This is a genomic window from Pseudomonas sp. 2957, assembly GCF_031456345.1.
Classification (GTDB): Bacteria; Pseudomonadota; Gammaproteobacteria; order Pseudomonadales; family Pseudomonadaceae; genus Aquipseudomonas; species Aquipseudomonas siliginis.
Genome location: NZ_JAVDUL010000001.1, coordinates 77,120 through 90,500, shown reverse-complemented (window position 1 = coordinate 90,500; position 13,381 = coordinate 77,120). Strand labels below are relative to the sequence as shown.

Sequence of the window (13,381 nt, the reverse complement as noted above, 5' to 3'; positions counted from 1 at the left end):
AAGCTGTCGCAGGCTGCGATCTTTTGCTTTTTATAGGCCATCACTAATACCACTTTAAACACTGCCCCCTGAAAACCGCCAATCCACTGGGTCAGACGCCAGTTCATCGCGTTGACATGGTATTCAAGTGGTATTAGCTTCCGTCGCACAAGCGAGCCACAACAATCCTATACTCGCGACGGAAACGACCTACATGAACGACCTCCAGCCCCTACGTCCTGACGATTCCCAGCCGACGCCGCTGTACTTGCAACTGGCGCGCAATCTGGAAGCGGCGATTCATGCCGGGCAGTGGAAGGCCGAACAGGCGATGCCGTCCGAGCGCAATCTCAGCGACCAGCTCGGCATCTCCCGGGTCACCGCACGCAAGGCGCTGGAAGTCTTGCTCGAGCAAGGCCTGATCCGCCGCCTGCAAGGCTCGGGCACGTTCATCACCCCACGCCTGGAACAACCACTGTCGCGTCTTTCCGGCTTCAGCGAGATGCTGCGCCTGAAAGGTTTCGTGCCGAGTTCGAAATGGCTGGAGCGGGAGATCACCCTCCCAACCCACGAAGAACTGATCCGCCTCAGCCTGTCGCCGAATGACAAGGTGGCGCGCATGAAGCGCCTGCGCAAAGCCGATGACACGGTCATGGCGATCGAGATGAGCACCCTGCCCGCGTCGATCATGCCCAGGCCGCAAGCGGTGGGCGATTCGCTTTACGAATACCTCGACGGCATCGGCAAACCGATCGTCCGCGCCCTTCAGCACATCCAGGCAATCAACGCCTCTGACGAATTCGCCGCACTGGTCGGCATCGCCCCCGGCACCGCCATGCTGCTGATGACCCGGGTCGGTTATCTGGAAGACAACACGCCGATCGAAGTCACCGACACCTATTGCCGCAACGACTACTACGACTTTGTTGCAGAGCTTCGTAGATAAAGAGCCGCGTCGCTGAGCGCGGCCCCAAGCGAGAACGAAAATGTCCGAAGACAACATCCTCACCGCCAGCGGCTGGGTTCGCGGCCGGCTGATTCACGAACACGGCAAGGTCGTGTCGATCGAAGGCGTGCCCTGCGATCCGGCCGCTAACGATCTGCCCTATCTGCTGCCGGGTTTCATCGACCTGCATGTGCATGGCGGCGGCGGCAAAGACATCATGGAAGGCGCAGAAGCCTTCGAAACCATCAGCAAAACCCACGTGCGTTTCGGCACCACCTCGCTGTTGGCCACCACCATGACCGCGCCGAGTGCGGAGATCTCAAATGTCCTGAAAGAGGTAGGAAAATTCTGTGAACAGCGTCCGAAAGGCGCCGCGCGTGTCCTCGGCGTGCACCTTGAAGGCCCGTACATCAACCCGGGAAAACTCGGCGCTCAACCGAACTTCGCCCACACCGCGTTGATGGCAGAAGTCGAAGAATATCTGGCGCTGGCGCCGATCCGCGTCATCACCATTGCCCCGGAAATCGCCGGTCACGACGGGTTGATTCGCGAACTCAGCAGCCGTGGCATCCGCATGCAGATCGGCCACACCCTCGGCAGCTACGAGGAAGGCGTCGCCGCATTGGCTGCCGGTGCCAGCAGTTTCACTCACCTCTATAACGCTATGAGCCCGCTGCATCACCGCGAGCCGGGCATCGTCGGCGCAGCACTGGCCCACGCCAAATACGCCGAGCTGATTCCCGATCTGCTGCACGTGCACCCCGGCGCCATCCGCGTGGCCCTGCGCTCGATTCCGTGCCTGTACTGCGTCACCGATTCGACCGCCGCCGCCGGCATGCCCGACGGTGAATACAAGCTTGGCAGCCACACCGTGACCAAATGCCTGGGCGGCGTGCGTCTGCCCGACGGCACGCTGGCCGGCAGCACCCTGACCATGGATCAGGCCCTGCGCAATCTGGTGAAGATCGGTTTGCCGATCGCCGAAGCCTCGCAGCGTCTGTCGCAATTTCCCGCCGACTACCTCGGCATCACCGAACGCGGGCGCCTTGCCCCCGGCGCCTGGGCCGACTGCGTGCGGCTCGATCGCTCACTCACACTGACCGCCGTCATGGTCGAAGGAGAAGACATTGACTTCAAAAATGCTTGAAGAGGCGCTGTCCTCGTTCGAGGCCGTGCAAGCCCAACTGCAACAGCTCGACGCGCCGATGATCGAGATCGCCGGGCGCCTGCGCCGCCAGCCGCCGCAAGTGGCGATGACCGTCGCCCGTGGCAGCTCCGACCACGCAGCGAGCTACTTCGCCTACCTGACCATGCAGCAACTGGGCGTGCCGGTGGCCTCGCTGCCGATGTCGGTGGTGACCATGCAGCAGGCGCCGCTGAAAGTCAGCGGTCAGGTCGCCTTTGCGTTTTCGCAGTCGGGGCAGAGCCCGGATCTGGTCAACAGCCTGCGCCTGTTGCGCAAACGTGGCGCGCTGAGCGTGTCGATGGTCAATGCCGCCGATTCGCCCCTGGAGGCAGCTTGTGAATTCAGCCTGCCGCTGCTTGCCGGGACTGAAAGCAGCGTCGCTGCGACCAAAAGCTTTATCGCCACCCTCAGCGCCAGCGCGCGTTTGATCGCGCACTGGAAAGAGGACAGCGAATTGCTGCAAGCCCACGATGCGCTGCCAGAAGGCCTGCGCGAAGCGGCTAAACAGGACTGGAGCTTGGCCATCGAAGCCCTGCGCGATTGCGAGCGCCTGATGGTGATCGGCCGCGGAGCCGGTTTCGCCATTGCCCAGGAAGCGGCGCTGAAGTTCAAGGAAACCTCGGCGATTCAGGCCGAAGCGTTCAGCAGCGCCGAAGTCCGTCACGGCCCGATGGCATTGATCGACGAACACTATCCGCTGCTGGTATTCGCCCCACGCGGCGCCGAGCAGGCCGGCCTGCTCAGCCTCGCGGCAGAGATGCGTCAACGCGGCGCCCGGGTCTTGCTCGCCGCGCCAGATGACGTCAGCGAACGCGACCTGACCTTGACACGCGCCGAACACCCGGCCCTCGACCCGATTCTGGCGATCCAGAGTTTCTACGTAATGGCCGCAGGCCTGGCCGTGGCGCGGGGCATGGACCCGGATCAGCCGCGCCATTTGAGCAAAGTGACCCGCACGCACTGATAGCCGTTGACGGATGTACTCCGTGTAGGAGCTGCCGAAGGCTGCGATCTTTTGTTTTTTTCACGTAGCGAAAAAACAAGATCAAAAGATCGCAGCCTTCGGCAGCTCCTACAGGGGGCATCGAACCGAGATTCAACTGATGAGACCCAGCCATGCCCGACAACAATAAAGAGCTGACCCTCAGCGCCCCGCTCAGCGGACCGGTGCTGACGCTCGCCAACGTCCCGGACGCGGTGTTCGCCAGTGGCGCGATGGGCGACGGCATCGCCATCGACCCGCTCAACGACACGCTGTATTCGCCCTGCGCCGGCGTGGTCATCCACGTCGCGCGCAGCAGCCACGCGGTGACCGTGCGTGCCGACAATGGTGCGGAAATCCTCCTGCATCTGGGCCTCGATACCGTTGAGCTGAACGGCGAAGGTTTCGCCATGCTGGTCAAGGAAAGCGATCGCGTCAGCCTCGGTCAGCCGCTGCTGCGCTATGACCTGGACAAGGTCGGCCAGCACTGCAAAAGCCTGGTCAGCCTGTTGATCCTGACCAACAGCGCGGATTTTCAGGTACGGCCGATCACCCTCAAAACAGTGAAAGTCGGCGAGCCGCTGCTGCACATCATCGCGCGCAATGTTGTCGCGGCGAATACCGATATAAGCGCTGGGCCAGAGGTTCGTGGTCAAGTGCAGGTCGCTCATCGCGGCGGCTTGCATGCGCGCCCGGCTGCACTGATCCGCCAGACCGCCCAGGGTTTCAGCAGCCATTCACAGCTGCACTTCAACGGTAAGTCGGCGCCGTGCAACAGCCTGATCGGTTTGATGGGTCTGGCCATTGGCGAGCAGGATGAGGTGCAGGTCAGCTGTCAGGGGCCGGACGCCGATGCCGCATTGCAAGCTCTGCTCAGCGCATTGGCCACGGCGCTGCCGGACGATCTTCACGCGCAAGCGCCGGTCAGCACTGCGGCGCCGAAACGCCCTGCCGAGGCAGGTGTGTTGCACGGTGTTTGCGCGGCGCCGGGGCTGGTGGCCGGGCCGTTGTTTCGCTTGAACGCGATCACCTTGCCGGCGGATACGGGCCATCACGATCCGGTGCAACAGCAGCCGATTCTTGAAACGGCATTGAACGCGGTGCGCAGCGAAATCGCCGCCACCCTCGCCCAGGCGAAAAAGCACAGGAACGCCGACGAAGAAGCGATCTTCGCCGCACACATGGCGCTGCTCGAAGACCCGGCCCTGCTCGACGCCGCGCAGCAATTCATCGCGCAAGGCACCGCTGCGACGCACGCCTGGAGTCAGTCGATCGACACCCAGTGCGACATGCTCCAAGGCACCGGCAGTCCGCTGCTGGCCGAACGTGCCAACGATTTGCGCGACCTCAAGCAACGCGTCCTGCGCGCTCTGCTTGGCGAGGCCTGGGGATACCAGGTTCCGGCCGGCGCCATCGTTGCCGCCCATGAACTGACGCCGTCGGATCTGCTGCAACTCAGCGCGCAAGGCGTCGCCGGGTTGTGCATGGCCGAGGGCGGCGCGACTTCCCACGTAGCGATTCTGGCGCGCGGCAAAGGTCTGCCGTGCCTCGTCGCTTTGGGCGCGCAATTACTTGAGCAGCCGCAGGATCAGGCCGTGGTGCTCGACGCCGACGGCGGGCGCCTCGAATTGACGCCAAACGCCGAGCGCCTGAGCGAAGTGCAAGAGGCACAAATCGAGCGCCGGCATCGCCGCGACAGCCAACAGGCCAAAGCCCATTTGCCCGCTGAAACGCGCAATGGCGTGCACATCGAAGTGGTCGCCAATGTCGCCTCAAGCAACGAAGCGGCAGACGCTTTTGCCAACGGTGCCGATGGCGTCGGCCTGTTGCGCACCGAGTTTCTCTTCGTCGATCGCCAGACGGCACCCGACGTCGAAGAACAGCGCAGCGCCTATCAAGCGGTGATTGATGCCATGGGCGACAAGTCGGTGATCATCCGCACCATAGACGTCGGTGGCGACAAGCAACTCGACTACCTGCCGCTGCCCGCCGAGGCCAACCCGGTGCTCGGTCTGCGCGGCATTCGTCTGGCGCAGGCGCGCCCGGAAATTCTCGATCAGCAACTGCGCGCGCTGTTGCAGGTCACGCCGTTGCCGCGTTGCCGGATTCTGTTGCCGATGGTCACCGAGGTCGACGAGCTGCTGCACATCCGCCAGCGCGTCGATGCCTTGTGTCTGGAGCTGGGGATTACCGAGCGCCCGGAAATCGGCGTGATGATCGAAGTCCCCGCCGCCGCGCTGCAAGCCGAGCAACTGGCCGAACACGCCGACTTCCTCTCGATCGGCACCAACGATCTGTCGCAATACACCCTGGCCATGGACCGCGATCACGCCGGGCTGGCGGCGCGGGTCGATGCCCTGCACCCGGCGTTGCTGCGCCTGATCGCCATGACCTGCGAGGGTGCGGCAGTACACAAGCGCTGGGTTGGTGTCTGCGGCGCCCTCGCCTCCGACCCGTTGGCCACGCCGGTGCTGATCGGCCTGGGCGTCACTGAACTGTCGGTGAGCCCGGTGCAGATCGGTGAAATCAAGGACCGCGTGCGCCAGGTGCACGAAGCCGAATGTCAGCGCCTGAGCCGCGACTTGCTCAAGCTGTCCAGCGCCGCCGCCGTTCGCCACGCCTGTCATCAACATTGGCCTCTGCGCTAACAAAAACAAAAAGGACAAACGCCATGTACCAACTCTTCATCGAAGGCCTGCAACGCCTGGGCCGCGCGCTGATGCTGCCGATCGCGATCCTGCCGATTGCCGGCCTGCTGCTGCGCCTGGGCGATACGGACCTGTTGAACATCGCGATCATTCACGATGCCGGGCAAGTGATTTTCGCCAATCTGGCGATGATTTTTGCCATCGGCATCGCCGTCGGTTTCGCCAAAGACAACAACGGCACCGCCGGCCTGGCCGGAGTGATCGGTTATCTGGTGATGATCTCCACGCTCAAGGTGCTCGATGCGAGCATCAACATGGGCATGCTCGCCGGGATCGTCAGCGGCCTGATGGCCGGTGCGCTGTACAACCGCTTCAAGGACATCAAGCTGCCGGAGTACCTGGCGTTCTTCGGTGGCCGGCGTTTTGTGCCGATTGTCACCGGTTTTGCAGCGGTGGGGCTGGGCGTGCTGTTCGGCTATATCTGGCCGCCGATCCAGCAGGGCATCAATGCGTTCGGCGCGCTGATGATGGAAAGCGGCAGCATCGGCGCCTTCGTCTTCGGCGTGTTCAACCGCCTGCTTATCGTCACTGGCCTGCACCACATCCTCAACAACATGGCGTGGTTCGTCTTCGGCAACTTCACCGACCCGACCACTGGGGCATTGGTGACCGGCGATCTGTCGCGTTATTTCGCCGGCGATCCGAAGGGTGGGCAGTTCATGACCGGCATGTTCCCGATGATGATCTTCGGCCTGCCCGCCGCGTGCCTGGCGATGTATCGCAACGCGTTGCCGGAGCGGCGCAAGGTGATGGGCGGGATCTTCCTGTCGATGGCGCTGACCTCGTTTCTGACCGGTGTGACCGAGCCCATCGAATTCGCCTTCATGTTTCTCGCGCCGTTGCTGTTCCTTCTGCACGCGCTGCTGACCGGGCTGTCGATGGCGATCACCAACGCCCTGAACATTCATCTGGGCTTCACCTTTTCCGGTGGTTTCATCGACATGATTCTCGGCTGGGGCAAGTCGACCAATGGTTGGCTGGTGGTGTCGGTCGGGCTGGCTTATGCGGTCATCTATTACCTGGTTTTCGACTTCTGTATTCGCCGCTTCAACCTGAAGACGCCGGGGCGCGAAGACGTCGCCAGCGCCGAAAAAGCCGTGCTCTCGGAAACCGAACGCGCCAGTGCGTATATCAAAGCCTTGGGCGGCGCCGAGAATCTGCTCACCGTCGGCGCCTGCACGACCCGACTGCGCCTTGAGATGGTCGATCGCAACAAGGCCTCGGATGCCGAGCTGAAAGCGCTGGGCGCGATGGCGGTGGTGCGCCCGGGCAAGGGCGGCAGTTTGCAGGTCGTGGTCGGGCCGTTGGCTGACAGCATTGCCGATGAGATTCGCTTGGCCATGCCTGCCCTGGGCCGTACAACTTTGGCAGAAACCGTAGTAGTTGCCGATGAGCCGACGACTGTTGCGCTTACCCGCAACGAGGCGCAGCAATGGCTGAATGCGCTGGGCGGTCGCGACAATGTGCTGAAGCTCGATTGCATCGCCATGACCCGTATTCGCCTGCAACTGGCCGATGCCAAGGCGCCGTCCGAGGCGCAGCTCAAAGCGCTCGGCTGCCTGGGTGTCAGCCAGTTGGACGGTGGCGTCTGGCATTTGCTGGTGGGGGACAAGGCCGCGAGTTTGAGTGGCGCGATCGAGGCGTTGCTGAGTCGCGGGGAGGTCAGCGCGCAGGTTTGATCTGCGCGGGTGGCGGGAGGGCTGGAGCGGGCGCCGAAAATACGGCACGCGCACGATACATGAATACCACCCTCCTCCACGCCCTGCTCGCCATGCTGGCCCTTCATCCCCAGCATGGAAATCGTGCCCATGAGCACCCCCAACGCACCCACACCCGATGAGCTCAAAAACGATCTCAACCAGATCGGTCGTCTGCTCTTCAACACCGAAACCCCGCTGTTGCCCGAGCACAAACCGAGCACCGAGCAGGCTCATCTCAAACGCCTCGAAGAGCAGCTGAAAACCTATCGCGACGGCTACCTGCAACGCAGCCGCGCGCTCTATCAGGCGCTGGCAACCAGCGACCTGCAGAGCGAGGCAGGCAAGCAACTGATCGCCACGCTGAAGGTGCGCCTCAACACGCAACTGATCAACATGGATCTGCGTGACCAGATCGACGGCAAATCGGCAAAAACCTTCCTCAAATACGACGCCGGTTTCACTGCGCTTGAGTACGAGGCGCAACAGGCCGTCACCGATCGCCTGCTGCACCCACAGGCCGGCGAGCTGATACAGAAACTGGCACTCGGCCCGCTGTTGCGTCCGGCCATGTATGCGTTGCAGTTCACTTATCAGCAAACCACTGTCGAGCTGGCCGGGGCCTTTGTTGTGACGCAAAAAGACACCCCGAAAGTCAGCGATCTGTTGACCGACCAGAACGCTGGCTTCGTCGTGTTGTTCACACCGGCCAGGGGCCTGGAGTTGTTCAATTCCCTGGCTGATCTCGATGCCCATCTGCTCAAGACCATGCAGCACAGCATCAGCCGTGGCGAATTGATGCAGCTGCTGCCCAGCCGCTACCACGATGTCGGTACAGCGGGAATCTGGCCATTGCAGCTGGCGCCCATCGACAGCAAACCGCTGTTCGAACACATCTACGATGCCTTGATCGAAAAGCGCACCCTGGATATCGAACATGCATTGAGTTTCGCCGCCAATCCGCAGCAGGATGGCGCTGTACTGATCGCCGAGCTGGGGCGCGCCATCGACGCTGCGCTGCCGGATCTCACCCCGCGCCTGGCACTTCAGGCACAAACCCTGTTCGAGCGGCATTTGCGCAATAGCGCCCCGGACTGGTACCGCAGCGCCGACGCCGCCAAGCGGGCCGAACTGGCGTTGCACTTGGGCAACTACAACCATGCCCGGCAAAACCTGCTTGACCTGATGGGGCCGGCGGTCAGCCTGATGGCCGTCGCCCGCCACCAATGGCTGGAACGGCTGAGTGATGATCTGCAAATCGACGACCTGGAACCGGACAAGCTGCAGATCATTACGGATCGGCAGGTCCCCGGATTCGGCGCTTATGTGCACAAGAGCAATTTGCTCGAGCTGACCTTGCGCGGCCCGCACACCGGCGATGAGTTACCAGGCTCGGCGTTTCTCAGCCACACCCGGCTGACTTACAACGACCTGCCGTTATCCGACGAGTACGCGGACGTAACGCCCGCCTGGGTGATCAAGCAGGCACTGGAGCTGGAACCGCGCGTCGACTTCGCACGCTTGCAAACGCAGATGCAGGCGAGATCCGCGATCAAACCTGCGATCGAGCAGATGCTCGATCAGCGCATCGTCGCGCTCGCCCATGCCGCAGCGCTGCAAGGGCACCTGCTCGACGGCGATCTGCAAATGCTCCAGCGCCTGCGTAACGGCAGCGATCCACAGCTGCGCGCCGCCACCCTGTCTTTGCACGGCGCCCAGCTGCAGGATCTTTGGGTGCTGCGTCAGACCGACGAATCCGGTGCGATCCGCCGCCTGCTGCTCTGCACACCGCAGGCGCCCCGTGAACGCCAGTTCGAGGCGTTCGACAGCGAGCGCCAATTGCAGACCCATCTCTTGGGTTGGGCCAAGCAGAATGACGCCGCCGAAAGCATGGCCGGCTATCTGATCAGCCGCGCGCCGATGCGCTTTCGTTCGACCCTGCGCAAGGTGTTGTCGGGGCTGAGCCTGAAGCCGGAAGCAGCAGAGCACCAGAAAGTCGCCTTCGACCACCTGGGCAACCATCTCGATTGCCTCAAAGCGATGGCTGAACACATGCTCGCCACACGCATCGACGACTACGATTTCAGCACCCCGGTGTGGTATCGCTCGACCACTGCGGCCAATCGCCGAAAACTCTCGACCCTGAGCGACGACGCTGAGGGCGCTTTGCGCGCGTTCAATCAGCATCCGCTGTCGGGCGGACGTTTTCAGGCGTTTGACGATTTCGTGCATGCGCAAGCGAAGATCAGCCTGAACCGCTTGCTCAAACGCCCTGCCAATGACGTCGATCCGGACACCGTCTGGGCCTATTCGCCAAAGTCGATCGTGCCCTCATGGACGCCGAAACCGCTGACCTATACCCGGCTGTATCGCGACGGCTATGCCGACGGCGTCGGTTTTCTCGACCAGAAATTCTCACGCTCGGCGCGCTTCAAAGGTCCGCCAGGCGTCGATATCAGTAGCCTGACCGCGCAGAATGTAGCCCGCTCGGTCACGGGGGTCTGGATCGGCAAACGCTATACCGACAAAGTCAAAAACGAGCTGCAGGATTCGAAAAGCGAAGGCTACGCGTTCCGACGCAACGCGACGCTGGCCATCACTCAGCGCCAGATGCAAAGCGCCGCGCTGGAATGCCAGCTGCAAGGACATATCGCCAGCAGCGACCTGCAATGGCTGCAGCAAAGCATCAGCAGCCTGGATCAAACGTCGGGGCAGACCCGGACGAAATACCCGATCCACCGGTTGATGATCGACGGCGAATGGGTGATCGATGCCTGGTTGTTCAGCCATGGCGGCGATCCGGTCCTGCTGTATACGCCGGACGCACCGGACGGCGTGCGTTTTCGCGAAGCGCGCCTGTTCAATTACCTGCTGCTGCAGTCCGGCATGATCGAGTACCTGACCCAGCGGGTGGGAGTCAGTGCCCAGACCCGGGTGCGTACGTACCTGGAAAACATCCGCAATAAACTGCCCAAAGACCTCAACAGAACCAGCCCCAGCCCCGCCCGTTATGACTCGATGCGCCCGGCCGACGCCGTCAGCGACCTGCGTACCGCGCTCTACGACATGAAGTTGCAACGGCGGATCGACAACGTCCATGCCACGACCACCAGTCGCGCCGAAATGATTGCCGGCCTGATCTGGACGAGCGTCGAATGGGTCGCTGCCATCGCCACCGCGCCGTTCCCGCTGTTGAGCCTGAGCACCGGCCTGTTGCTGGCCTTCAAGGACGCGATGCTCGCCCTGCATGCCTATCGTCAGGGAAATAACAACGAAGCGTTCCGGCACTTGCTCGGTTATCTGTTCAACAGTGCTGGCGCGGTGCTGACGGATCTGCGTCCGGCGCTGCGTTCACTCAAGCCCGTCCGGCGCCCGTTGCGTCGGGCTGTCACCACCGTTGGCGACGAGCAAGAGGATCTTCTGCCATTGATCGATCAAATGGCGACCGAACCGGTCCGGGACGATATGCATGCCGTCGTTTTCAGAGGGCAGTCGTATTACGCCAGCACTACCCCGGACGCACTCGGCCGTTATTTGCTCTACCGCCCGGATCCGAATGGCTCCGGACTGCTTTCGACCGGCATTCTGACCGTGCGCAACTCCGACGGAGTGATGGTGCGCAGCGGCCTGTCCGGCGGTGCACCAAAATACGAAGCCGTGCCCGAGACACCCGGCCCGCATAAGGACTATGGAGTCGCGATCAAGTACCGGGATCTCGTTGAAGAGTTGCTGGACCCGCAATCGCGACGACGAATGCTCCAGGAGGGCGAGCATTACATGGGCTTCTCACCCCAGGTCATCCTGGTCAACGTGGTCGACAAAATGGCCAGCATGCGCCAAGCCTATCTGCAACAGGTGGAAAAACTCACCACGGACGCCACGCGCCATTTTGCCCAACTCGCACCGCTGCCCGCTCGCGCCGAAGTGCCGGCGGTTGCCGCCAACACCTCATTCGCACAGTTGATCGCCAGCGATGCATTCGCCGCAAAGAATCTGGTCATCGGTGCACAGCCGGGCTCTATCGCCAGCAAACAGGCACTGATCGAAAATCTCGACGTGCTTTTGGAGAACGGCTACAAGCACCTCTTCCTCGAATACCTGCCGGGAGACGTATTTCATCTCAAACTGGAAAAATTCAACAAGGGAGAATCCTGGCGCCATATCAAGAAACATCTGAAAGCGCTCGATAAAGCCATGGGCCATGAGCCTGACGCGCCTTTCTCTTACCTGGCGCTGGTGCGCAAGGCACGGGAAAAAGGCATGAGCATTCATGCGCTGGACGGCTCGACCAGTTATCAACTCGAAGGGATCATGGTGATGTCCAGGCTCTCGCCTTTGACCCCGCGAAACAACCGCATCAGAAACTTTTATTCGCACAAGGCGCTTGCCACCGATATGGCCGAGATCGGCGAAGAGCGCTGGATTGCCCTGACCGAGCAGTCGCGCATGACCACGTTCGACAACACCCCGGGCCTGGCCGACCTCCACGAGGCCGTTGCCGTGCGTATTGAAGACATCGACTTGTACCAACCCGCACGCATAAGCAGGCACGCGCCCGGTGCCATCGCGGGAGACGCGACAGCGCAAGGTGATTACCTCGTACAGATGCCGAGTGCCTACAAGGCACCTCTACCTGTCTCCAAGCCGCCCGCCGCAGCTAGCGCCGTTGAACATTTCAGCGAGTTCGATATTGCTTCGCCACTGCGCGACGATATTGCTGAAATGTTGCATAAGCCCTACTCCATGGACTCCCATTACACCCCGACAGTAGCCAGTGAAAGAACGGCCTACGAGGCTTTCCTTGCCCAACGCAAACGTCTGGAAAAAACCGCCAGGGACGCTTTTACCGACTACGTCCCACCCGATGCGCCGATCCTGCCGGTGCTCGCCTCCGACTGCACATTCGAAGCTTTTTTACGGCAATTGACCGACGGACGTCTGAATCTGCTGATCGGCGAAGCCCACGTCGATGTAGCGAGCAAAGCGCTGCTGAAAAAGCACATGAAAGCCCTTAAGCAAGCCGGTTATGACACGTTGTACGTCGAGCACCTGCTCACCGACCTGCACCAGGCCGATCTCGACATTTTTCTGCGTACCCAGCGCATGCCCGACAGGCTCAAGGCTTATCTGCATCGTCAGGATCAAGGGCAGATGCCGAATTACACAGGGAACGATACGTACACGGCGGTCTGTCAGGCGGCGGCCAAATACAACATTCGCATCAGAGCCCTAGATTGCACGGCGTCCTATCACCTCAAGGGCGTGTATGACGAACACGTCTCGCGAAACGAGATGTTCAGCTATTTTGCAACCCAAGTGATCGAGGCTGATCAATTGGCCAACGGGCCGCATAAATGGGTGGCCTTCATCGGCAGTGCGCATACCAATTACAACCTCGGTGTGCCAGGTCTGGCCGATACACTGTCCGCCGTCAGCCTGCACGTGCGCGACACAGCCCCTGAACTGGCCCGGGATATTCACCGTGGGTCGTGGGAATTTGTCAGCGGCAAGCACGAGGCCAACGTCAGGGCTTTGAGCAGCGATTTTGTGATGGAGGTGGCCGTCCCCGGAACGAAAAAGCCTGCTGCGACGCCTTCTGTCAGTCGCAGCAAACTGACCGAACCCGGAAACTTCCTTATAGAAAATGCAGACACCCGCAACGCCAGCGTGGTGCATAAATCCAGGTCCGGCGAGATCGTTGAGACGCCGATTCAGATCAATGACAAGGGTCTGTTCTTCGTTGATCGCTGGGAGAAAAAAGATCAAACCTTCACCTACCTGCGAACGTTGATCGACATGCTCGTCACAGACGTGAAGCTGAAACAGGTGACGTGACGCCCGGGCGATTGCACGTTGTGGAAAACCACTGGGCTTGACGGCCCA

The 13,381-nt window shown here is 61.5% G+C and carries 6 protein-coding genes; all 6 read left to right on the top strand.

Annotated elements, in window-relative coordinates:
- Positions 1-193 precede the first annotated feature (193 nt).
- The gene (locus tag J2Y39_RS00360; protein ID WP_056783114.1) at positions 194-925 is read left to right on the top strand and encodes a GntR family transcriptional regulator; all 732 of its coding nucleotides are present in this window, start codon (positions 194-196) and stop codon (positions 923-925) included.
- A 40-nt stretch (positions 926-965) separates the two neighbouring features.
- A complete protein-coding gene (gene nagA / locus J2Y39_RS00355; RefSeq protein ID WP_150636231.1) occupies positions 966-2,072 on the top strand; it encodes an N-acetylglucosamine-6-phosphate deacetylase in 1,107 nt (368 codons plus the stop codon).
- Positions 2,053-3,075, top strand: a complete 1,023-nt coding sequence (locus tag J2Y39_RS00350) for an SIS domain-containing protein (protein ID WP_252868844.1) — start codon at positions 2,053-2,055, stop codon at positions 3,073-3,075. Before nagA ends, J2Y39_RS00350 begins: the two co-directional genes overlap by 20 nt.
- A gap of 152 nt (positions 3,076-3,227) precedes the next feature.
- A complete protein-coding gene (ptsP, locus tag J2Y39_RS00345) occupies positions 3,228-5,741 on the top strand; it encodes a phosphoenolpyruvate--protein phosphotransferase (RefSeq protein ID WP_150636227.1) in 2,514 nt (837 codons plus the stop codon).
- Positions 5,742-5,764: 23 nt separating this feature from the next.
- Positions 5,765-7,480 carry an N-acetylglucosamine-specific PTS transporter subunit IIBC gene (gene nagE / locus J2Y39_RS00340; RefSeq protein ID WP_310214348.1) on the top strand — a complete coding sequence of 572 codons (1,716 nt, stop codon included), beginning with the start codon at positions 5,765-5,767 and terminating at the stop codon, positions 7,478-7,480.
- A gap of 129 nt (positions 7,481-7,609) precedes the next feature.
- Positions 7,610-13,333 (top strand): membrane-targeted effector domain-containing toxin, encoded by a 5,724-nt coding sequence (locus J2Y39_RS00335; RefSeq protein WP_310214345.1) that lies wholly within the window; start codon positions 7,610-7,612, stop codon positions 13,331-13,333.
- Positions 13,334-13,381: the final 48 nt, after the last annotated feature.